Source organism: Marinococcus tarijensis, assembly GCF_054971385.1.
The window spans coordinates 47,635-69,349 of record NZ_JBQOJA010000004.1 but is presented as its reverse complement, the minus strand read 5'-3'; the positions used below and the strand labels follow the sequence as shown (position 1 = coordinate 69,349).

Annotated in this window: 21 protein-coding genes; 13 read left to right on the top strand and 8 right to left on the bottom strand. The window is 51.3% G+C overall.

Features of this window, described 5'->3' with window-relative positions; all coding sequences use genetic code 11:
- Positions 1-80: 80 nt before the first annotated feature.
- The 5 genes from ACTTK7_RS03395 to ACTTK7_RS03375 all read right to left on the bottom strand — a co-directional run bounded on the left by ACTTK7_RS03395 (position 81) and on the right by ACTTK7_RS03375 (position 4,428).
- Entirely contained in the window at positions 81-875 is a 795-nt protein-coding gene (locus ACTTK7_RS03395; protein WP_462865786.1) for an ABC transporter permease, read from the bottom strand.
- Between the two features lie 4 nt (positions 876-879).
- The gene (locus tag ACTTK7_RS03390) at positions 880-1,509 is read right to left on the bottom strand and encodes an ABC transporter ATP-binding protein (protein WP_462865784.1); all 630 of its coding nucleotides are present in this window, start codon (positions 1,507-1,509) and stop codon (positions 880-882) included.
- A gap of 104 nt (positions 1,510-1,613) precedes the next feature.
- Positions 1,614-2,705 (bottom strand): copper resistance D family protein, encoded by a 1,092-nt coding sequence (locus ACTTK7_RS03385; protein ID WP_462865782.1) that lies wholly within the window; start codon positions 2,703-2,705, stop codon positions 1,614-1,616.
- The gene (locus ACTTK7_RS03380; RefSeq protein ID WP_462865780.1) at positions 2,702-3,262 is read right to left on the bottom strand and encodes a copper resistance CopC family protein; all 561 of its coding nucleotides are present in this window, start codon (positions 3,260-3,262) and stop codon (positions 2,702-2,704) included. The genes ACTTK7_RS03385 and ACTTK7_RS03380 overlap by 4 nt, the downstream gene beginning before the upstream one ends.
- A gap of 242 nt (positions 3,263-3,504) precedes the next feature.
- The gene (locus ACTTK7_RS03375) at positions 3,505-4,428 is read right to left on the bottom strand and encodes a BglG family transcription antiterminator (protein ID WP_462865779.1); all 924 of its coding nucleotides are present in this window, start codon (positions 4,426-4,428) and stop codon (positions 3,505-3,507) included.
- Positions 4,429-4,630: 202 nt separating this feature from the next.
- On the opposite strand from ACTTK7_RS03375, the gene ACTTK7_RS03370 reads away from it, so the two are divergent.
- The 4 genes from ACTTK7_RS03370 (at position 4,631) to aroA (ending at position 8,211) form a co-directional block, all read left to right on the top strand.
- Positions 4,631-5,959, top strand: coding sequence for a 6-phospho-beta-glucosidase (locus ACTTK7_RS03370; protein WP_462865777.1), 1,329 nt, complete (start codon positions 4,631-4,633; stop codon positions 5,957-5,959).
- 121 nt (positions 5,960-6,080) lie between these two features.
- Positions 6,081-6,422, top strand: coding sequence for a YolD-like family protein (locus ACTTK7_RS03365; RefSeq protein WP_462865775.1), 342 nt, complete (start codon positions 6,081-6,083; stop codon positions 6,420-6,422).
- A 68-nt stretch (positions 6,423-6,490) separates the two neighbouring features.
- The gene (locus tag ACTTK7_RS03360) at positions 6,491-6,787 is read left to right on the top strand and encodes a hypothetical protein (protein ID WP_462865773.1); all 297 of its coding nucleotides are present in this window, start codon (positions 6,491-6,493) and stop codon (positions 6,785-6,787) included.
- Between the two features lie 77 nt (positions 6,788-6,864).
- Positions 6,865-8,211: a 3-phosphoshikimate 1-carboxyvinyltransferase gene (gene aroA, locus ACTTK7_RS03355; RefSeq protein WP_462865771.1), complete on the top strand. Its 1,347-nt coding sequence runs from the start codon at positions 6,865-6,867 to the stop codon at positions 8,209-8,211.
- 47 nt (positions 8,212-8,258) lie between these two features.
- Here aroA and ACTTK7_RS03350 read toward each other — a convergent pair whose 3' ends face one another.
- A complete protein-coding gene (locus ACTTK7_RS03350; RefSeq protein ID WP_462865770.1) occupies positions 8,259-8,588 on the bottom strand; it encodes a four-helix bundle copper-binding protein in 330 nt (109 codons plus the stop codon).
- A 111-nt stretch (positions 8,589-8,699) separates the two neighbouring features.
- Positions 8,700-9,791, bottom strand: coding sequence for a nitric oxide synthase oxygenase (locus tag ACTTK7_RS03345; protein ID WP_462865768.1), 1,092 nt, complete (start codon positions 9,789-9,791; stop codon positions 8,700-8,702).
- 195 nt (positions 9,792-9,986) lie between these two features.
- On the opposite strand from ACTTK7_RS03345, the gene ACTTK7_RS03340 reads away from it, so the two are divergent.
- Positions 9,987-10,961, top strand: a complete 975-nt coding sequence (locus ACTTK7_RS03340) for an NAD(P)H-quinone oxidoreductase (RefSeq protein ID WP_462865767.1) — start codon at positions 9,987-9,989, stop codon at positions 10,959-10,961.
- 39 nt (positions 10,962-11,000) lie between these two features.
- Here ACTTK7_RS03340 and uvsE read toward each other — a convergent pair whose 3' ends face one another.
- Positions 11,001-11,960: a UV DNA damage repair endonuclease UvsE gene (uvsE, locus tag ACTTK7_RS03335; RefSeq protein ID WP_462865950.1), complete on the bottom strand. Its 960-nt coding sequence runs from the start codon at positions 11,958-11,960 to the stop codon at positions 11,001-11,003.
- A gap of 168 nt (positions 11,961-12,128) precedes the next feature.
- Between uvsE and ACTTK7_RS03330 the strand changes: the two genes are divergently transcribed.
- The 8 genes from ACTTK7_RS03330 to ACTTK7_RS03295 all read left to right on the top strand — a co-directional run bounded on the left by ACTTK7_RS03330 (position 12,129) and on the right by ACTTK7_RS03295 (position 21,702).
- A complete protein-coding gene (locus ACTTK7_RS03330; protein WP_462865765.1) occupies positions 12,129-13,028 on the top strand; it encodes an ABC transporter ATP-binding protein in 900 nt (299 codons plus the stop codon).
- Complete coding sequence (locus ACTTK7_RS03325; protein WP_462865763.1) at positions 13,025-14,629, top strand: ABC transporter permease; 1,605 nt, start codon at positions 13,025-13,027, stop codon at positions 14,627-14,629. Before ACTTK7_RS03330 ends, ACTTK7_RS03325 begins: the two co-directional genes overlap by 4 nt.
- A gap of 27 nt (positions 14,630-14,656) precedes the next feature.
- A complete protein-coding gene (locus ACTTK7_RS03320; RefSeq protein ID WP_462865761.1) occupies positions 14,657-15,265 on the top strand; it encodes a TetR/AcrR family transcriptional regulator in 609 nt (202 codons plus the stop codon).
- A 146-nt stretch (positions 15,266-15,411) separates the two neighbouring features.
- Entirely contained in the window at positions 15,412-17,031 is a 1,620-nt protein-coding gene (locus ACTTK7_RS03315; protein ID WP_462865759.1) for a PucR family transcriptional regulator, read from the top strand.
- A 157-nt stretch (positions 17,032-17,188) separates the two neighbouring features.
- A complete protein-coding gene (locus ACTTK7_RS03310) occupies positions 17,189-18,499 on the top strand; it encodes a nucleobase:cation symporter-2 family protein (protein ID WP_462865758.1) in 1,311 nt (436 codons plus the stop codon).
- A gap of 14 nt (positions 18,500-18,513) precedes the next feature.
- Entirely contained in the window at positions 18,514-20,082 is a 1,569-nt protein-coding gene (gene pucL, locus ACTTK7_RS03305) for a factor-independent urate hydroxylase (RefSeq protein WP_462865756.1), read from the top strand.
- On the top strand, positions 20,083-20,433 hold the full coding sequence (uraH, locus tag ACTTK7_RS03300; protein ID WP_462865754.1) for a hydroxyisourate hydrolase: 351 nt from the start codon (positions 20,083-20,085) through the stop codon (positions 20,431-20,433). It abuts the gene before it with no gap.
- A gap of 27 nt (positions 20,434-20,460) precedes the next feature.
- Positions 20,461-21,702, top strand: coding sequence for a hydantoinase/carbamoylase family amidase (locus ACTTK7_RS03295; RefSeq protein WP_462865752.1), 1,242 nt, complete (start codon positions 20,461-20,463; stop codon positions 21,700-21,702).
- Positions 21,703-21,715 lie beyond the last annotated feature (13 nt).

The following is a 21,715-nucleotide window of genomic DNA, read 5'->3' as shown; positions in this document are numbered from 1 at the left end:
CCCCTAATATGTAAACGAATACCTTCTTTTATTCATATCGGACAAATGGAAAAAAAGTGAAACCTTTCAAACAAACAGCTTTACTGCTGATCCTTCAGCTGCATACGTTCATTGAAATACGTCTTGTAGCCGAGCTGTGTAAATAAAATAACGCTGAGGGCGACAGCTCCGGTAATGCCGAGAAGAATAGCAATCTGGTAGCCGATTGCTGTCACAGGGTTAACGCCGGAAATAATCTGTCCGGTCATCATCCCGGGCAGAAACACGATTCCTGCGCCGACCATATTGTTAATCGTGGGAAGAATGGCGGCATCGAAGGATTGATTTACAAGCTTCCGGGTAGCCTGGTTTGGTGTCGCACCGAGCATAAGTGCTGCCTCCACCCGGGAGCGCTGGCTGTGCAGGTGCTCTGTCAGCGTCTGGACCCCAAGGGTAATGCCAGTCATGGAATTGCCGATAATCATGCCTGCAATCGGGATAAAATAGCGGGGGTTAAACCACGGAGCAAACTGAATGACTACGAAGTTGAAATACAGCAGGCTCAGGATGGTGCCGACGCTCATCGATACAGCAATCGCCCGCTTCATTTCCCGGGTCAGCGGCCCGCGGACACGCTGGAAAATATTCCAGATCGCAAATCCGAGCATGAAAAGGACAATCAGCGACGTGAGCCATGGGCTCGGGTTTTCAAATAAAAACATAAGCACGTAGCCCATTAACAGCAGCTGAAACGTCATGCGGAGCGAAGAAATGAGTATTTCTTTTTCCCGTGGGATTTTCCGCCAGCGTACAATGGCGAGCAGAAGAACGATAAATACGTAGGCAGCAAGAATCTGCCAGAACGACAGCTCGATAATAGAGGTATTTTCAGTCATGGCTTCAGATCTCCCCTCTGGTAAAAGAATCTGACTGAATGATGTGCTCGGCAAAATGATCGGCCATCGCCGTCGCATGGCTGATAAAAATAACTCCTTTGGCAGAACGGCGTGCTTCCTCCAGAAATCGTTCCATGACGTTCCATTCCATGTCTTCATCGAGCGCTGACGTCGGCTCGTCAAGTAAATAGACATCGGGGCCGGCAAGAAGCAGCCGGGCGAGGGAGAGGCGCTGCTGTTCTCCGCCGGACAGATTTTCGGCAGGACCGCTGAGTTTTTTATCAAGCATGCACTGCTGTGCTGCTGCGGTAAGCTTTTCCTCAGAAGCTTCTTCCCTGCCGCTGAAGATCCTTCCGGCCTGAAGGTTTTCAGCAACCGTTTCCCCGAACAGTACCGGCTGCTGCGGAAGCATCATTACGTGCCTGCGCAGTTCTGTAGGCTGCCATTCGGAGAACGCTTTTCCCTGGTAGGAAATGATGCCGCGTTCCGGGGTGATCAGATAATTAAGAAGACGCAGAAGAGTTGATTTTCCCGAGCCGCTTGGGCCGGTAACGGCAGTGATGGTATCCGTGGGGATGGTCAGCTGCTTTGTGCTAATAATGTTTTTATACTTTACGTCGTTCAATTGAAACATAAAACGGCTCCTTTCATTAGCATCAATTATTACCCGGAAATAACTGAGGCGCAAATAAAAAAGCACTCATGAATACTTCCATGAGCGCTTGGGCAGCATGCTGCTCAGGCAAAATCCAGAATATATACGAGACCGGTATATGCACTCAACACGAACATACAGCCGAGGACGAAAACGCTGAACGGCGAGCGTCCGCGATAAAAGCTCTGCACCATCAAGTATAAAAATCCAATGGATAACAGCACGCTTAAAATGGTGATGGGATGCAGCTGCAGCTGAAAGGAAGCACTGTCCGTTATAGAAGCAGGGTAGAGTACATGAAACAAAAAGGCCGGATTTTCATAATGCAGACTGCCGCCTGGCTCCTGTTCGGTCATGAAAGCGGTAATGACAAAGATGAGCATGGCGGTCAGGCTTTCCGCCCGAAGCCACGTCCGCGGATTGTAATTCTCGTCCTGATGCAGGCGCCTGCGGATAAATATTCCGTTAAAAAGAGCAAAAATGAGAATAACAATATAAAACAAATGCTTCCATATGAGCGCTTCGCCGTATGGAAGAGCCCAAGAACCGACAAATGGGTCTGTCAGCAGCTGTCCCATGATTACGCCGGTAAAGGCGATAATGATGACACACATGACAGCGATCAGCGTGAACCATTCCAGAAAAGAAGCCCAATGTTTATAGGAAACGGCAAACCAGCTGACCATCAAAAGCGTGCCGATCCACAGACTCACGGCAAGCAGATGGAAAAAGTGAAGCGTCCCGCCGATGAGCGGAATTGCATTCGCCGCGTGGCCGGATGCTCCCAGAGCGCCAATCATTCCCATAATAAGAACGAGCCCAACCACAGCAGCAGCGCGCGGCATGCCGGTGGAATGAAAAAAAAGAATAAATATCCCGAGCAGAAAAAAGCTCAGCACAAACAGGACTACCCAGCTCTGGCCTACTTCGTACTGGAATAATATGCGTTCGAGGGCCCCGAAAAAAGGCATGTCCCTGCCTGCGGCCACCGTGCGGGTGAGCTGGGCGATGGGAACGAAGGAAACGACGGGCAGGAGGGCGGCAGCTGCTGCAGGAACGAAAAACGGGATAGAAAGAGCCGGCCGGTGCGTTGCCGGGATAAGCTGAAGCAAAAGCGTACCGGCGAGCACAGCAAAAAACAAATACTGTAGAGCGTTACCTGCTGCAAGAATCATGTCCGGCGCTTAAGGCGGAACAGGAATAGGGCAACGATGGCGGCGACAAGACCGAGGCCGATAAGTCCAATGGTTATGCCGAATCCGGAGCCGGCTTCTTCTTCATTAATGGCACTTTCGGTTTCACCGTCAGCGTTTTCCTCCGCGCCTTCCGCATTGTTTTCAGAAGAGGAGGCGTCATCGGAGGTGGCCGCTTCTTCTTCGGATGCTTCTTCTACGGTAAAGGAAGAGCTGTCCTCCATAATGTGGCCGTCTTCACTGACAATATCAAAAGAAGCATCGTATTCTCCAGCTTCGAGCGGCTCTTCCATTGTTACGTTCAATTGATCCTCGGGTTCAATGGAAACATCGGCGGTTTCCACGTCATTTCCTTCTGCATCTTTGACCGTAACCCCGTTGTAGTCTTCAATAGGACCGTCAAAATAAAACGTGATGTCTTCCGGTGCTTCCACCGTGGCTCCGTCTTCAGGGTCGGAGCTTTCGAGGTGTGTATGTGCTTCAGCCGCGGCGGGCGAAAGCAGAAAGCCGGCGGCTAAGCAGGCGATTAAACGGCGCATTGTTTTTCCTCCTTTTATATGAACGAAAACGTGATTACAAACGTCTTCTTCCTTTATATCAAAGAATACGTTCGAAAAGGAGGAAAGGATGTGAATAATTTACGAAAATCGTTTTTTAGAAAGAAAAAGGCAGAGAGGGGTCATTTTCTCTGCCTGTTCAAATCAGGAAGATGCGAGAAGCTGGAGAAATCCTTCAGCGGTTTCTGCTTTTAGCAGCCTTTGAATTAATTTCGGCTGTTCAATCACCCGGCCGAGCAGCTCATACATCTCCTGAAGGTCTTCGGTGCTGTCTTTTTTACATTCAACAGGCAGACAAGCTGGACAGGCCGTTCGCCCCAGCGGACAGGTTTATCGAGCGTGCAAAAGGCTAAAAAGGTCTCCTCTGTCTTAGGCGTGACCGGATGAGGGATGGCGACAAGGTTGCCAAAGGCAGTCGAGGCCACGTTCTCCCGTTCGAGGACAGAATCGAGAAAACCATCATCAATTAAGTGCCGGGAAGACAGCTCCCGTTCGAAAAACGTGAGTACCTGCCGAGTAGTGGAAAAGGGCTGGTGTAAAAAAACGAGAGACTCCCGTAAATACGTACGGATGGCGGGTTCTTTGGCAATGAAGCCCTCGATGGTGCGAAGATCAGTTTCGCTTAAAATCGTATTTACCTGAAGGACAGGGACAGGCAGGTCATCGTAAATCGGCACTGAGCTGATAATAACGTCGATATGGTCAAAATCCATGTCCCGAAGCCGGTAGTATTCCGTTGTTCCCATAATGTGGAGACGTCTTCCGAACTTTGACTGAAGCCGGTAGTAGAGCAGCTGTGCGCTTCCGCGGCCGGAGGCGCAGACGATCAGGCAGCGGGAAGGCGTCGTTTCCATTTTACTGCGCTCAAGAGCGGCACCGATATGAAGAGTCAGATAACCAATTTCATTTTCATCAATACGAATATCGTAATGGTCTTCAAGAGCGATGCCGGCAATCACCCCGGCTTCAAAGGCGAGCGGATAGTTAGCCTTAATATCGGCAAGCATTGGATTGCGCACATTCATATTGTAACGGAACCGGCTGATGGCCGGCTGAAGATGAAGTGCAAGGGCAATGACGAGCTCCTGGTCGTGCTGGAACTTCAGATGCAGCTCCTTGTCGATATGAACGAGGAGAAAAGCGACCATATCGTACGTATCGGCATCGAGAGAGTTCTTTACCGTTTCAACAGTGCCATTCTCATTATCGAACAGGCGGGTGCCGAGCAGATGAAGCGTAATATAGGCAATTTCTTTCTCCGGGAACGATACCTGCCAGGTTACGGGGCCGTCTGTCTACACGCAGGCGGCCTGGCCTGTATAAAGACATGCAGAATAAAGGAGTGAGATGATGAAGGAAGGTATTAAGATTGTAACGATCGGCGGGGGTTCAAGCTATACGCCGGAGCTCGTGGAGGGATTTATTAAAAGATACCGGGAACTGCCGGTGAAGGAGCTGTGGCTCGTAGATATTCCGGAAGGAAAAGAAAAGCTGGAGATCGTAGGAAAACTCGCCCAGCGTATGGCAGCCGAAGCAGGTATCGATATGACCGTGCATCTTTCCTACAGCCGTGAGGAAGCACTGCCGGGGGCAGATTTTGTCACCACCCAGTTTCGGGTCGGCATGCTTGAAGCCCGGGCGAAGGACGAGCGGATTCCGCTTTCCTACGGCGTGATCGGCCAGGAAACGAACGGGCCGGGCGGACTGTTTAAAGGACTGCGGACGATTCCGGTTATTATTGACATTGTTCATGACATCGAGCGGCTGTGTCCGGACGCGTGGCTTGTAAACTTTACGAATCCGGCCGGCATGGTGACAGAAGCGGTGCTGCGCTACACGAACCATGAACGCATTGTCGGTCTCTGCAACGTGCCGGTGGGAATGCAGATGGGTGTGGCCGAAGCGCTTGGGGTAGACGGCAGCCGTGTCCGTATTGATTTTGCCGGGCTGAATCATATGGTGTACGGACTGAACATTTATCTCGACGGCGAAGATGTGAAACAGCAGGCACTCGAAGCAGTGGCAGATCTGGCGAATGCCTCCACGATGAAAAATATCGCAGCGCTCGGATGGGAGCCGGATTTCATCCGGGCGCTGCAGGTGCTGCCCTGCCCTTATCACCGGTATTACTATAAAACAGAAGAAATGCTGGCCGAGGAGCAGGCGGCCGCCGGGAAAACCGGCACCCGGGCGGAGGTCGTCCAGGGGGTGGAGGAGGAGCTTTTTGCCCTCTATACCGATGAAGCACTCCGGTCGAAGCCGGAGCAGCTGGAGCAGCGCGGCGGGGCTTATTACAGCGAAGCGGCATGCAGCCTGATCAATTCGATTTATAACGACACCCGGGATATCCAGCCGGTTAATACTAAAAACCGCGGCGCCATTGCCGGGATTCCGGGAGAGTCGGCAGTGGAAATCAGCTCCGTCATCACGAAGGACGGTCCGAAGCCGGTGGCTGTCGGGGAGCTGCCGGTGGCAGTCCGGGGACTCGTGCAGCAGATCAAGTCGTTTGAACGGGTCGCTGCCGAAGCGGCGGTGACGGGAAATTACGAAACAGCTCTTCTGGCAATGACCATTAACCCTCTCGTTCCATCTGATACAAAAGCAAAACAGATGCTTGATGACATGCTCGAAGCCCATCGGGAGCATCTGCCTCAGTTTTTCCAGACAAAAAAGGCTTGAAACGGTAAGGTCTCCTGAAACAGGAGGCCTTTTTTTGTCAGAAAAAATTTTCCATATTTTAAAAATAAACCACAAAAGGAACAAATGTTCGTGTATACTAAAGCGAAAGGAGGCGTTACGGATGAAAGAAAACAAATTAACCCCGGGATCGAATATGCGCTGGGAATCCAGTCGCATGATTCTGCCGGAGCACCGGGAAATGTGGCTGCGTCACCAAAAAGAGGACCGGATGAAGTTCAGGCCCCTTTGGGATGAGCAGCAGCTTGAGGAGTTTTCCCACCGCCTTCAGGAGGCTGTGGCGGCCGGAGTGGAAGTAACGCTTCACGTTTTTGATCCTTATGTAGAAATAAAAATGACCGGAAAAATTCTGCATCTGGATACGCTGAACAAAACAATTAAAATAGAAGCAGGCGGGGGCACCCGGCGTGTAGGCGTGCAGGATATTATGGATCTGGAAACGTAAAAGCACGTTTTTGAAATATGCGTGAGGGAAAGGAAGACAAGAAAAGAACTCAAAAGGGAGCGAATGAAATGAAGGATAAAAAATTCAGCAGAATTTCCTTAACGTCTTCCCTGGGAGGCCTCGGACTGATTGCTGTATCTATCGTTGTGTCCGCCGTGTTTTCCCTTCCTGACAGCAGCCCCCTCGTGCCGTTATTCGGATCACTGCTGACGATTGGGATTCTGCTGCTGGCACTCAGTGCATTTATGAGCATGATTGCTTTTTCGCGCCGGGAGCCGGGATGGATGAAGCTGAGCGGCTGGATTGTTATGGCGGTGCTTCTGCTCTGGTTTATGGTCAGTCCGGCACTTACGGGGATAGTATAAGTCTTCGAAAAACGCTGGTTGCGCGCAGTACTGGTTCGTGGTGTAATGTAGAAAAAGATGCAGAGGACGGATGTTTTATGAGTACACCAGATTTTCGGGCCCGCTCGCCGTGGGCATCATTAACAGATGTAGATAAAGTACACGTTTCTCCGGTTTCGCCCGGATCGATTCACACCTCTTTGACGGTGCCGGGAAGCAAAAGCTTTACGAACCGGGCACTGATCATGGCTGCTCTCGCCGAAGGCACGTCCACCCTTTCCGGCATTTTAAAAAGCGATGACTCGTACTGGTGCCTTGGCGCTCTCCGGGCGCTTGGCGTAAAGTCCGAAGTGGAGGGCGATACGGTGACGATCCACGGATGCGGGGGCCGGTGGCCGGAGGAGAATGCAGAGCTTTACATAGGGGCTGCCGGTACGACGGCCCGTTTCCTCCCAGGCCCGCTTGCAGCAGCCGGGAGCGGCGTTTACAAAGTGGAAGCAAGCAAACGTATGAGTGAACGTCCAGTGGAGCCGTTAATGGAAGCTTTGGAAACGCTTGGAGCCGATGTTCATTACATAGATAAAAAGGGGTTTTATCCGCTTGAAATTCATGCGGGCGGGCTTCCCGGTAAAGAAGTGACCATTTCCGGAAAATTATCGAGCCAGTTTATCAGCGGTCTGCTTTTGACGGGCGCCTATACCGAGGAAGGCCTGCGGATCCGGATTCCGGATTACATTGTGCAGCATGCATATGTACACATTACGCTTGATTTAATGAATCAGTTCGGGGTGCCGGTTACGTACAACGAGGATTTAACCGACATGCAGGTGCCGGCAAAAAGCTTTCAGGGCCGGAGCATGGCGCTTGAAGCAGATGCGTCGACAGCCAGCTACTTTATGGCACTGGCGGCCCTGACGGCCGGGACGGTCCGTATTAATAATTTAACAATGGACACCAATCAGCCGGATATAGGAATGGTGGATGTGTTCGAAAAAATGGGCTGCCGCGTGGAAAAAGGTGACACCTACATTGAAGTTACAGGCCCCACACAGCTTTCGGGCGGGTTTGAGCTCAGCATGAAGGAAATGTCCGATCAGACGCTGACCGTTGCTGCTCTGGCTCCGTTTGCCGATGCCCCGATTACGATCCGGGATGTGGAGCATATTCGTCACCACGAATCCGACCGCATTCACGCAGCGTGCACAGAGCTCCAGAAAATGGGCATCCGGGTGGATGAATATTCGGACGGGCTGAAAATATACCCGGGAACACCGATTGGAGTGTCGCTTCATTCGTACGATGATCACCGGGTGGCTATGGCCCTTTCGCTTATTGGGGCGAAGGTGCCGGGGATTTATATTGAAGATCCGGGATGCGTGTCAAAAACGTGTCCGACCTTTTATGATTTGTTTGAAGCAGCCGGTGTACCGGTGAAATTTTCATAAAAAAAGCAGCCCTCTCCACTTTTAGGAGGGGGCTTTTAGCGCAGAAATTATGATGCAGCAAGCTCGCGGCAGGCTTTTTCACAGCGGTAGCAGGCATCTGCGCAGTCTTTGCAATGCTGATGATCGTGCTTGGCGCATTCATCTCCGCATGCTTTGCACGCCTCGGCACAAAGCTGGGCCGTCTCTTTCATCAACGGGCTGTTGGACTGGATGGCTTTAGCCGTCAGGGCACAAATGTCCGCGCATTCGCGGTCCAGACGTATACATTCGGCCATCATTTTCACGTCGTCCTCCTGCAGACAATTGTTAAAGCACTGATTGCACTGCTTCATACATTCGATGCAGGCTTCGAGGCATTCCTTTTGTACAGCGTTCATATTCATCATCCCTTCTCATATTAGGTTCTGGTATAGGGGTTCCCGGAAGGGGTATTTATTCAAACGTAAAATACAAAGAAGCAGGAGGGCTCTGCCCGCTTCTTTGTATTATTATTTATAGGGATGCTGCTGGTAAAAGAAATTCGGCGTGTGCATGATATTGCGATAGGAGGTGTGAAAAATATGAGTAGCGGCAGGGGACACCGGCGGAATCAGCCACGTCCAGTCACCGGTTACTTCCCGTCCTGCTTTTTGCTCCTGCTTTTCAAACCGGCCGAATTGCGAAGCAGCCGTGTGATGATCCACCATGCTGACGCCTGCTTTTTTATACGAATGCAGCACGGCACGGTTCAGCTCGACCAGCGCCCGGTCCTTCCATAAGCTTCCCGCGTACGTCCGGTCGATGCCAAGCGCGTCTGCAACCTGCGGAAGCATATTGTAGCGATCCTCGTCTGCGAGGTTCCGGGCCCCAATCTCCGTTTCCATATACCAGCCGTTAAACGGCGCGGCTGTATACGTGATGCCGCCGATTTCCATTTTCATATCCGAAACAATTGGTACGGCATACCATTTTAAACCGAGCGTGGAAAAAGCATCGCTATCCGGATGGGTAATCGGAACCTCGAGTACTTCTTCAGCTCTTAGCGGAAACCACTGGGGAGTGCCTTCGTTTACCTGAACAACCAGGGGAAGAAGGTCAAACGACGTTTCTTCGCCTCTCCAGCCCAGTGATTCACAGTATTTTGTGAAAGCTACAGACTGCGGGTCGCCAATGATTTCTCCCTCTCGCTCATAGCCGGCGTAGCGGATCAGCTGGTAGTTCCATATGCGCATCCGCTCCAGACCGTTTTTGACTGAAGGAAAGACAGAGATCGTTGGAATGATCTTTCCGCCGTTTTCTGCGTAACGGATATGGTGGCGGAGTGCTTCGGCCGCGTGCTCTTCACTTCGCACGTTCCGGCAGTCGATAACCTGCAGGCTTTTCCAGAAAAACCGGCCGATGCAGCGGTTGCTGTTGCGCCAGGAGACCTTCGCTCCGAATGCCAGTTCTTCAAATGTATGCTCATAGTGCCCGGAGACTTCAATCTCCTGCGCGACGTTTTCCCAGCGTTGCTGAAAAATTTCCATCGGCTGGTCTGTTTCCCGGTAATATTGCTCTAAAAATGCGTATGCGTCCTGTTTTAATTTTTCTGTATTGGTCATTATTTATCTGCACCTCAGCTTTTGCCTTTTTTCCAGTATAAAGGTATTGGCTGCTATTATCGAAAAATCAATCTTACAAAGGCTATTTCCCGGGAAATAAGCAGCTGTGGCAGCAGCAGGTAAATGTCCGAGTTGACACGTGCTTTAAGGAAGCGAATACTGGAAACGAAAGATTAAAGGAAGCGAGTGATAGCAATGAAGGCAGTCATTACCACAGAAAACGGCGGACCAGAGGTACTGCAGATTCAGGACCGTGATGCTCCGAAGCCGGAAATGGACGAGGTGCTGATCAGGGTGAAAGCAGCAGCTGTGAACCGGACCGATATTTTAAACCGGGAGGGCAAGGCCGGATACATCGAAAATCCGGTGCTCGGCATTGAAGTGGCAGGTGTGGTGGAAGAAGCAGGTGTTGAGAACCCGTTTTCGCCGGGCGACCGGGTGATGGGGCTTGTAAATGGCGGCGGCTATGCAGAGTATGCTGTTATGCGTGCCGACCGGGTGATGCGGATACCGGAGGCGTACACGTATGCTGAAGCAGCAGCCGTGCCGGAGGTATTCTTAACGGCCTACCAGACGCTTTACTGGATCGGGCACCTGAATCAGCAAGAATCTGTCCTTATTCATGCCGGGGGAAGCGGTGTGGGCACGGCGGCCATCCAGCTGGCCAGTCAGCTCTCGTCGGCGCGGGTAATTACCACCGCCGGATCAGCGGAAAAGCTGGCATTTACCGAAAAGCTTGGCGCAGAGGTGCGTATTAACTATAAGGAACAGAATTTTGAGGAAGAGGTGCTTGCAGCGACCGGCGATCAGGGAGTAAACGTGATTTTGGATTTTGTCGGGGCTTCCTATTGGGAACAAAACCTGAAAAGCATTCAAACCGACGGCCGCTGGGTGTTGATTGGCGTGCTTGGCGGGGCAAACGTGCCGAACGTGAACCTGATGAAGCTTTTAATGAAGCGCGTGCAGCTGACTGGTACGCTTCTTACACCGCGGAGCGACGAATACAAAGCCGAGCTGAGCAGGGATTTTGTGAAGCATGCGATGCCGTACCTTGAGAACGGCTCCATTCGTCCTATCGTAGACACAGTGTTTTCATTTGAAAAGATCGCAGATGCACACCGGTATATGCAGGATAATAAAAACATCGGAAAAATCATATTGGAATGGTAAAAAAGAGAGCCTGCGCCCAGGCTCTCTTTTTGTCTCTCTTTATTTCCACTGAAGCTCAGCCCCGCCGGTCCGGGTCACATTCCGCCGCGAAGCGAGATCTTCGACGAGCTGCAAAAGCGCATAGTCCTTCTGCTTTGCTTCAATCATTCCATCAATAGGATTGCCAATCTGCTTTAAGGCCTGCAGAAATGGAAGGTTAAATTCCGGGTCCACGTAATCGGCATGGCTGCGGAAGGCCTCGGGCGATTTCGGCGAGGAAAGATGGATTTTCGGCCGGCTGTCCGTATGGGCCCACGTATCGATAAACCGGGGCAGGAGCTCCTCGAGACGTTCATCCCCGGAATGGTTGGCCTTGAAGTGATGATAATCAAACATCATTGGAATGTTTTCCTGTTCACAGACAGCAAGTGCGTCACTGGCGGTGTACGTCTTATCATCATTTTCGAGCGTCATCCGCGCCTTGATTTTTCCGGGCAGCTGCTGGAGGTTTTCGTGAAACCGTGCTACTGCCGTTTTTTTGTCACCGTAGGCTCCCCCGACGTGCAGGTTGATCCACGCTCTTTGTTCGAGGCCCATCGCTTCAAGCATATGGTAATGGTACTCCATGTCCTGCACGGCATTGGCGGTGACATGCGGCTTGTCGCTTGTAAATAACGTAAACTGGTTCGGATGAAAGCTTGGGCGGATATTGTGCTCACGCACAAGCCTGCCAATTTCCTTGTATAAATCCGCAAAAGGCGTTATGTAATCCCAGACGGCATCGTCATGCGTAGCGAGTGGCGCAAGCGAGGAAGAAAAACGGTATAAAGGAATGTCGTGGGCGATATTGTAGTGAAGCATGCGGATCGTATGCTCCAGGTTTAAACGGGTGACCTCCCGCAGCTTATCCCCGCGGCTTTCGGGATCCATCTTCTGCCAGCGTGTCAGGGTCATTGTTTTTCCCGGAGAAGCGTTCCAGAGAGCAAGAGCCTGAGATACGTAGCCGAGTCGTAAAGTCATCATACATACTGCCTCCAATTTCAGATCTTTGTTACACATTCCCAAAAATCATCAGCCGTAGTCTTCTAAAGCATAGAATCAACAAAATAAATGGTGAATTAATTGAACGAATATTGTAAAATAGTTTAAACGATAATAATGAAAATGTTCACTTTAGGGGGTGTAGAGATGAGCGAACTGGTGAAATTAGAGGGCGTGTCAAAATACTTTGGGAAGCACGCGGCACTTGAACATGTGGATTTGACGATCCAAAACGGAGAAACGATAGGGTTTTTAGGACCAAACGGCTCAGGGAAGTCCACCACGATCCGGGTAATGCTCGGTCTGCTGAAAAAAAGCGGCGGTGAAGTGAAGCTGTTTGGCAAAGATGCGTGGACTGAGGCAGTAGATATTCATAAACGTGTGGCTTACGTACCCGGTGATGTGAACGTCTGGCCGAATTTAACCGGCGGCCAGGTGATTGATATTCTTGGGAAGCTGCACGGTAATTTTAATGAAGAGAAACGCCAGCAGCTGATTGAACGTTTTCAGCTCGATCCGCGTAAAAAAAGCAAAACGTATTCGAAGGGAAACCGGCAGAAGCTGGCGCTCATTACGGCATTCGCCTCGGAAGCGGATCTGTATATTTTTGATGAACCGACTTCGGGTCTGGACCCGTTAATGGCCTCCATTTTCCGGGAATGCGTGCGAGAGCTGCAGCAGGAAGGAAAGGCTGTACTTCTTTCGAGCCACATTCTGGCAGAGGTGGAGGAGCTGTGTGACCGGGTCAGCATTATTAAAGAAGGTAAAATTATTGAATCCGGAACGCTTGAGGAGCTGCGGCATTTAACGCGTATTTCCATTACGGCAGAAACGAAGCAGGCAGTCGCTTCTTTAGCGGAACGAAGCGACATCCACCAGTGGGAGGCAGACGGGTCGAAAGTGCACTTTTATGTGGACGCGGAAGGACTGGCGACGGTTATGCAGGAGCTGGCTGCAGCGGAGGTAGTTTCATTGGAGTCGAGGCCGCCGACGCTCGAAGAGATTTTTCTTCGCCATTATGAATCGAAGGCAGGGGAAGCGCGATGAACATGTCAGTGTTCACAGGAACGGGCAGGCTGTTTCGGGTAATGCTCCGGAAAGAAAGAGTTCGGCTGCCTATTTGGATCGTTTCGATTTCGGTGCTGTTTCTGCTCAGTATTCTCAGCTTTCCGGAAACGTATCCGACGCAGGAAGACCGGCAGGGCCGGGCCCTGCTTTTAGAAAGTCCGGCACTCCGGGCGATGGCAGGGCCCGGCTATGGGCTTGAAAACTATACGTTCGGAGCGATGATTACCAATGAGATGTTTTTATACGTGGCGGTCGCTGCTGCGTTTATGAGCATCTTCATGATCGTCCGCAATACAAGGGCAGAAGAGGAAAGCGGACTGTCAGAGCTTGTGAAAGCAGGAGTTGTCGGCCGGGTCAGTATGTCCACGGCTGCTTTTTTACTGATGGTGCTTGCGAATCTTTTCATCGCCGTCATTATCATTGTCGGCATGCCTTATACGGTAGAGGGGCTCAGCTGGGAAGGGGCTTTGGTCTTTGGGCTCGGGGTCGCCGGTGTAGGTATCATGTTTGGCTCTATCAGTCTGTTGATGGCTCAGCTGAGTGAAAGCGCCGGAGCGGCATCCGGCATCAGCTCTGCGCTGCTTGGTCTGGCTTTTTTATTCCGGGCCGTCGGTGATGTGGCTTCTGTAGATGCGTGGCGGTGGCTGTCCCCTATTGGATGGGGCCAGGCAATGCGCGCCTTTGTGGATGAGCGCTGGTGGCCGCTCGGTTTATTCGCCGGGGGTATTATACTACTCGCAGTGGCGGCCATTTATGTAGACTACCGCCGGGACGATGCAGCCGGCGTGCTGCGGGTTCAAGGCGGAAAAGCCCGGGCCGGGGGCGGTTTGACCCATCTGTTTGGGCTGCAGAGCTTTTTATTTCGCTGGGTTTTTCTGAGTTGGGCGGCTGGTGCGGCTCTTTACGGAGTGGCGATGGGAGCCATAAGTGAAGAAGCTGCTGACTTTTTTGCGGATAATCCAATTGGGGAGGATTTTCTCGTACAGGCCGAAGGAGCCACGCTTGCAGAATCGTTATTTGCCACGTATATGGCCTTTCTCGCCATGCTCGCAGCAGGCTATGCTCTGCAGGTGATGACCAAAATGATCCGGGAGGAAAAGAGCGGCCGGGGAGAAATCCTGCTGGTTCAGTCAGTGCCGCGTCCGCGGTGGATGCTTGATTATCTCCTGATTTCCTGCGTGGGCAGCTTTATGCTGCTTGTGATCAGCGGCATTGGTGCCGGCTCGCTTTACGGCTACTACACTGAAAGCGCAGATGGGGCATGGAAGGTATTTTTCGCTGCCCTCGCACAGACGCCGGCGGTCTGGGTATTTATTGGCCTGGCGGCTTTGCTGATGGGCCTGTGGCCTAAAGCGCTGTCAATCGTCTGGCTGGTGTATACAGCGTTTACCCTGATCGGGCTTATTGGGCCGCTGCTTCAGCTGCCGGACTGGGTGAGCGATATTTCCCCATACGCACAGATTCCGGGCGTGCCCGCAGAGGAGTGGACAGTCTGGTCGACCGTCATTCTTCTGGCAGTCTTCGCTGTTTTTACGATCATCGGAATGTATACAATCAGAAAAAGAGACCTGATCATTTAAAGAAAGGGAAGAAATGGGGAGGCAGCAGTGGCATATAACAAAAAACGACGGACTACGAGAAAAAAGAAGGACCTGGTCGAAACCGCGCACCGCCTTTTTCTGCAGGAGGGGATCAAAGCGGTCACCATCGGGAAGCTGTGCGCGGAGGCCAGTACAAGCAAGGCCACATTTTATAAATACTTTACAGACAAAGAAGGCATTCTAAGCGAAATGCTCGACGGCGTGATGCAGGAGTCCAAAGACAAAATGGAAAAACTGATCGAGCAAAGCAGAAAGCATGGGATGACCGAAGAGATGCTTTTGAAGATATTTGATATGAAGGAATACGAATCGTTTTTTCAATCAAGCTTTCTTACGGAATTAATGCAGGATTATCCGCATGTACTGGCAGATTACAGCAGCCGGGGCGAGAAAATAGTGATGCCGGTGTTTCGGGAGCTGGTGGAGCTGGCAAAAGAGCAGGGGATCCTCCGGGAAAATATAAATATTGATTTTTTCATGTCGTATGCGATCTCGCTCCGGCAGATGATCGCCTACCGGATTCAGCAGGGGGAGGACGTGCCGGGCAGCATGACGCTTGAAAAATACCAGACCCATTTTTATGATTTATTTTTGTACGGGATCGTTAAAAGATAAGCAGAAAGGCTGCCGGCGGCCTTCTGCTTTTTTATGATTGCTGGAATTTCCACTGGCGGCAGGATTACTTTTTCTGCTACAGTGAAAGTTAAAATAACCAATTATGCTAGAAAATTTTGGAGATGTATCACAAGGAGGCGGGAATAGTGAATATAGGCGAAACGCTGCAGCGCCCGGTCTGGAAGGATGCGACACTGCTTGCGGGAAAGGACGGAGAGATCCGCGAGATCCGGCAGGTAAATATGATGGATGCACCGGATATTGTTGATTATCTGCAGGAGGATGACCTGCTGGTGACAACTGGATATCATTACAAGGACCGTCCTGAGGAATTAAGCATGCTCATCGAGCGGATGGACGCTGTAGGGTGCGCCGGCATTGGGCTTAAGATCGGACGTTTTTTGCAGGAGCTGCCGGAGAGTGTGATCGAAAAGGCAGATGAGCTGCAGTTTCCCGTTGTTGCCCTGCCGGAGGAGATTGGGCTTGGAGCGATGGTTAATGATATGCTCAACGACATGCTTTCGGTGCGGACAAGAGAGCTGAGCGAAGCGTTAAACATCCATCAGCGGCTGACCGACCATGTTATGTACGGTAAAGGCCTGACGGCGCTGCTTGAGGAAGTATGCGGCTATATCGGCTTTCCGGTTCTGCTGCTCGATGCATATGACCGTCCGATCTATGCAGGTGAAGGGATGGAAAATGCACAGACGGTGCTCGAAACGCACCGGCGGGCAAAACAGGATCTGTTTTTAGCCGGAAGCACCTACAGCAGCTTCTGCGTGTGGGAAACAGCAGAGACATATACATTGTTTCCGGTGCGTACGCACGAAACACGCAGCGGCTGCCTCGTAATTGGCGGCGAAATTCCCATTTATGACAACGGACTTGTGCTTATAATCGACCAGGCTGTGAATGTGATCGGGTTCGAACGCATGAAGCAGAGCGCCATCGCTCAGTATGAACGAAGAGCCCGCGACGAATTTTTTCAAAATTTCATTAACGAAGGCTATTCCTCTGATGAAGAAGCGCGAAACCGTGCGGAGGAGATGGGGCTGCCAAACAGCCGGAATTACAGCTGCGCGGTCGGCATGCTTGACCCCGAGCCCCGGCTTCCGGTCACCTATTCCCAGCAGCAGCGGGAAATGGACCATATGTATGAATACATTGAAGGCGAATTGGACAATTGGCAGACGCCGGCCTGGTTTTTCAAAAAAGAACGGCAGTGCATTATTTTATGGGAGGTGGAACAGCTGCAGGCAGAGGCAGATGAAGCTTCGGTGGAAGCTCTGCGGCAGCTGCAGGAAGGCATTCAATTGTTTTTTGGCCGCTCGATATCCTTTGGTATCGGAAACACGGCGCGGTCGTTTCTTGATACCCCGTCGTCCTATAAAGAAGCGGAAAACGCCTTGTACAACAGCCAGCTCACCGGCGAACGCGGGTTTATACGCACGTATTATACAAAGGACATTGCCCAGCTTCTGCGGCTGCTGCCCACCGATGAGCTGGCCTCATTCAGCCACTCGGTGCTGCAGGAGCTAACAGAGGGAAGCCAAGAGGATCAGGGGCTGGTGCAGACGTTATCTGTCTACCTCGAGTCGCACTGTCACGTGGCTGATACGGCAAAACGGCTTTACATTCACCGTAATACGGTGCTCTACCGCCTGGAAAAATGCGAGGAGCGCTTAGGAGTTTCATTAAAAAATCCTGAAACGACGATGCGGCTGCGCCTCGCGCTGCGGGCGCAGAATGTTCTTTCCTCAAAATGATGTAAGATAATCTGCGCCCACCCCTTCATTTTCTTAATAATTATAGATAAAGTGGCTGAAACATTTTAAAAATTTTATGTAAAATGTCTAATGAAACGAGTCCGGACCTCCTATAAGATGGATAGTAAGGTAATAATAAAAGGAGGAACACCTGATTATGGCTAACGGAACCAACGGGCTTCGGACTTTTTCATTGGGACTTCAGCACGTGCTTGCAATGTATGCCGGAGCGATACTCGTTCCGCTTATCGTAGGGCGCGCATTGGAGCTTTCAGCAGAACAGCTTGCATACTTAGTGGCAATTGACCTGCTTTCCTGCGGTGTGGCAACTCTGCTGCAGCTTTGGAGGGGAAAACATATCGGCATCGGCCTGCCCGTCATGCTCGGAGTGTCATTTGTAGCAGTGACACCGATGATCAGCATTGGCACGAACTACGGCATAACAGCTATTTACGGATCGATTCTTGTGGCCGGGCTGTTTGTCGTTATCTTCGCCAGATTTTTTGGAAAATTACAAAAGCTTTTCCCGCCAATCGTGCGCGGTACCGTTGTAACGATTATTGGGCTTTCACTGATTCCGACCGGGATTAAAAACATGGCCGGCGGAGAAGGAAGCGAAAGCTTCGGCTCTCTGTTTAACCTGCTTTTATCTGTCAGTGTACTCGCCGTGATCATTCTTTTATTCCGGATGTTTACCGGGTTTATGCGTTCGCTTGCTGTCCTGATCGGTATTGCCGGCGGTACGATAGCCGCAGCAGTAATGGGAAGGGTGTCCTTTGGAGAAGTGATGGAGGCCTCGTGGTTCCATTTTCCCCAGCCGTTGTACTTCGGCATGCCAACATTTGAAATTGGGCCGATTATCACGATGGTCATTGTGTGCAGCGTAATCGTCGTTGAAACAACTGGCGCTTACTACGCAGTCGCCCGTATTACAGACCGTGAGCTGAACGAAGACGATCTGGTGAGGGGCTACCGGTCCGAAGGGCTCGCAGTCCTGATTGGGGGCTTGTTCAACGCTTTTCCCTACAGTACGTTTGCACAGAATGTAGGCTTGCTCGAGCTTTCCAAAGTAAAAACGAGAAGCGTCATTTTTTCAGCGGCAATGACTCTGGTCGTTCTGGGGTTAATTCCAAAGGTCGCTGCCCTGGTGGTCATTATTCCAACACCGGTGCTTGGCGGGGCGACGGTTGTGATGTTTGGAATGGTTGTTGTTGCAGGTCTGCAGATGCTCCGCGACGTCGATTTTAATGAACAGTCGAACCAGCTGGTGGTTGCGTGCTCTGTGTCGCTTGCACTCGGCGCCACAGTAGTGCCGGAGCTGTTCTCAAGCCTTCCGGAGGGGCTCGCCATTATCTTCGGGGACGGCATTATCACTGGTAGTTTAGCCGCAATTTTCATTAATCTTCTATTTAATATACGGTGGAAGGGGGAACATGTATATAATGAAGAAAAACAAAGCAAAGCCTGAAGGAGGAGTAGTGTATGCTGACCATTGAACAAGTAAATCAATTATCCCGCAGAGAATTTATCGACACTTTCGGAGGGGTCTATGAGAATTCCCCGTGGGTGGCTGAAGCAGTCGAGCCGGTGAGACCGATGGAATCTGTTGAAGACCTGCATCAGCGAATGGCAGGCGTAGTTATGACGTCCGGGGAGGAGAACCGGCGTGCATTAATCCAGGCGCATCCTTCTCTTGGAGAAAAGAAACCGATGAGCGGGGACTCTGCCTCCGAGCAGGAAAGCGCTGGTTTAACAGAGATGGAAGAGAAACAGCAGGAAGACCTTCGTATATGGAATGAGCGTTATCAGGACAAGTTTGGCATGCCGTTTATTATGGCAGTAAGAGGAAAGAACGCAGAAGATATCCTGGAGGCCATTCAGGCACGTATGGATCATACGCAGGAGGAGGAAGAGCGGCAGGCTCTCCGGGAAATTCACCGAATAGCTCTTCTGCGGCTCGAGGCCCTCATTGAAGAGGAGCGGCCGGAAGCAATAAGCGAAAACGGGGAAACAGGCAGCAGTGCAGAAGGCGGAGAACTGGAAGCTTCTGCAGCGCTTGCGGCAGAGCCGGCCCGCCTGTCCCAGACAGCGACAAGGACAAGCAGCAAAAAACGCAGAACGATGAGCTACGGCAAAGGCGATGTGTTTGCCTACCGGACGTTTTCCATCCCATTTACAGATATTACCCCAATACCCGAGTCCCCTTATGAAGGCACAAACAACACGATTTTTGGCTTAAATGTGTCTGTCAATATTACTGGGGAGGCCTTCCTTCCGAGCTTTACCGAGGGAGATAACAGTATGGTGGTGGCGACGGACTCCATGAAAAACTTTATCCAGCGTCATCTAGGCAGCTACGAAGGAGCGACAGTGGAAGGGTTTCTTGCTTATGTAGGAGAAGCGTTTCTTGAAAAATATGATCATGTTGAAACCGCAGAGGTGTATGCCGACCATCTTCCTTTCGAGAAAGTAAATGTAGATAATACGGGATACAAAAGCGGTGTAGTGTTTAAAAAGTCGCATAATGAAAATCCGGCAGCGATGGTAAAAGTAGGGAGGACCTCGTTTGGGGCTCCGGAAATTATTGAGCAGGAAAGCTACGTGAAGGACGTCCAGCTCGTGAAAGTAGTCGATAATTCATTTGTCGGCTTTATCCGGGATGAATACACAACGCTTCCGGAGGACTCCAACCGCCCGTTGTTTATTTATTTGAATATCGGTTGGACGTATGAAACGCCGCAGACTGCCTTCGGCCGGAACGGGGAAGGCTACGTTGCCGCTGAGCAGGTGAAGGATATTGCAGCGGCTGTCTTCCACGAAACCCAGACGGCCTCCATCCAGCAGCTGATCTATTATATCGGCCGCCGGGTGCTTGAGCGGTTCCCGCAGCTTCAGGAAGTGTCGTTCGAGTCGCAGAACCATACGTGGGATACGGTGGTTGAAGATATCCCGGGAAGTGATGGAAAAGTGTATACAGAACCGCGTCGTCCTTACGGCTTCCAGCGCTTTTCGGTGCACCGGGAGGATCTGGATCATGAAGGAGAAGCATAAATGGGACTCACAACACATGTGCTTGATCTGGCTTCGGGCTGCCCGGGCGAAGGTATAGCTCTGACGCTGTACCGCCTGGATGGCAGCCGGAGAATTAAAGAAGCAGAACGGGTAACCAATGCAGACGGCCGGGTGGAGGAACCCCTGCTGCAGGCGGAGGCCATTCAAACAGCAGCGTACGAGCTGGAATTTCAAACCGGGGAATATCTCCGGCAAAAGGGATGGACGGAGGAAAACCCTCATTTTCTGGAAACGGTGGCTCTCCGGGTCACGCTTTCAGCGGAGCAAACGTCCTATCACCTTCCGCTGCTGCTATCCCCCTACGGCTATCAAACGTACCGGGGAAGCTGATTAAAACGCAGGCAAAGGAGGGGCCATATGGCTGTTCATTCTTCAAACATAATTCAGGACCAAATTGACCAGCTGGTGCAGTGGCTTGCGGACTTTGGAAAAACAGAAGACGGCGGTGTGACGAGACTTTTATACGATGAATCGTGGCAGCAGGCACAGGAAGCAGTAAAGGGGAAAATGGAGGCAATGGGTCTTGAAGCCTGCTATGATGATGTCGGAAACGTATTTGGACGCTTTGAAGGAACAGAAAAAACAGACAAGGTCGTTATGGCCGGATCCCACATTGATTCTGTTGTAAACGGTGGGAGGTATGACGGCGCCTACGGAGTAGCCGCCGCCATACTCGCCGTGGAAAGGCTGAAGCAGGCTTACGGCCGGCCGAAGCAGAGCATTGAAATCGTATCATTCTGTGAGGAGGAGGGCAGTCGTTTTCCGGTCACGTTCTGGGGGTCGGGCCATATTACCGGAAGGCTTGCAGAAATTGAAACAGATGCCCTGAAGGATACGAACGGTATTTCCATTGGCGAGGCAAGGCGGTCATGTGAATTTGAAGCCCCGGCATCGCTTCCGCTCAAGCGTGAAGACATAGACTCCTTCATTGAGCTTCATGTGGAGCAGGGAGGCATGCTGAAAAAGTCGGATGCTTCTGTGGGAGTAGTGACAGATGTTGTCGGGCAGCGCAGGTACCACATTACCGTGGAAGGAGAAAGCAATCACGCCGGAACCACTCCCATGCCGGAACGCAAGGATGCGGTGGTGTTATCCAGTGAACTGATTACACATATCACCTCCATGGCCAGACGCAGAGACGAAAGCCTGGTGGCCACGGTAGGCAAAATGGATATTACGCCAAATGTACCGAACGTGATCGCTTCCAAGGTCGTTTTCAGCCTGGATGTGCGTCATCACAGCAAAACACTGCTCGAAGAATTTGAGCAGGAGCTTGAAAATTTGTACGCTGCTCAGGCTGAAGAGTACGGCATGCACGTATCTTCGAATTGCTGGATGGAAGTGGAGCCAGTGCCAATGAGCAAAAAGATGTATGAAACGATGTACGAAGCTGCTGAAAGCCTGCATATTCCCTCCCGCCTGATGATCAGCGGAGCCGGGCATGACGCGCAGGTCATGGGCAGCTATTATCCGACTGCACTGTTGTTTGTGCCAAGCGAGGCCGGTGTGAGCCACTCGCCAAAGGAATACACCAAATCCAGTGATTTGGAGCAGGGGGTAAAAGTACTTGAAGAAACACTGTTTCGTTTAGCGTATTAGAAAGGAGAGTAAA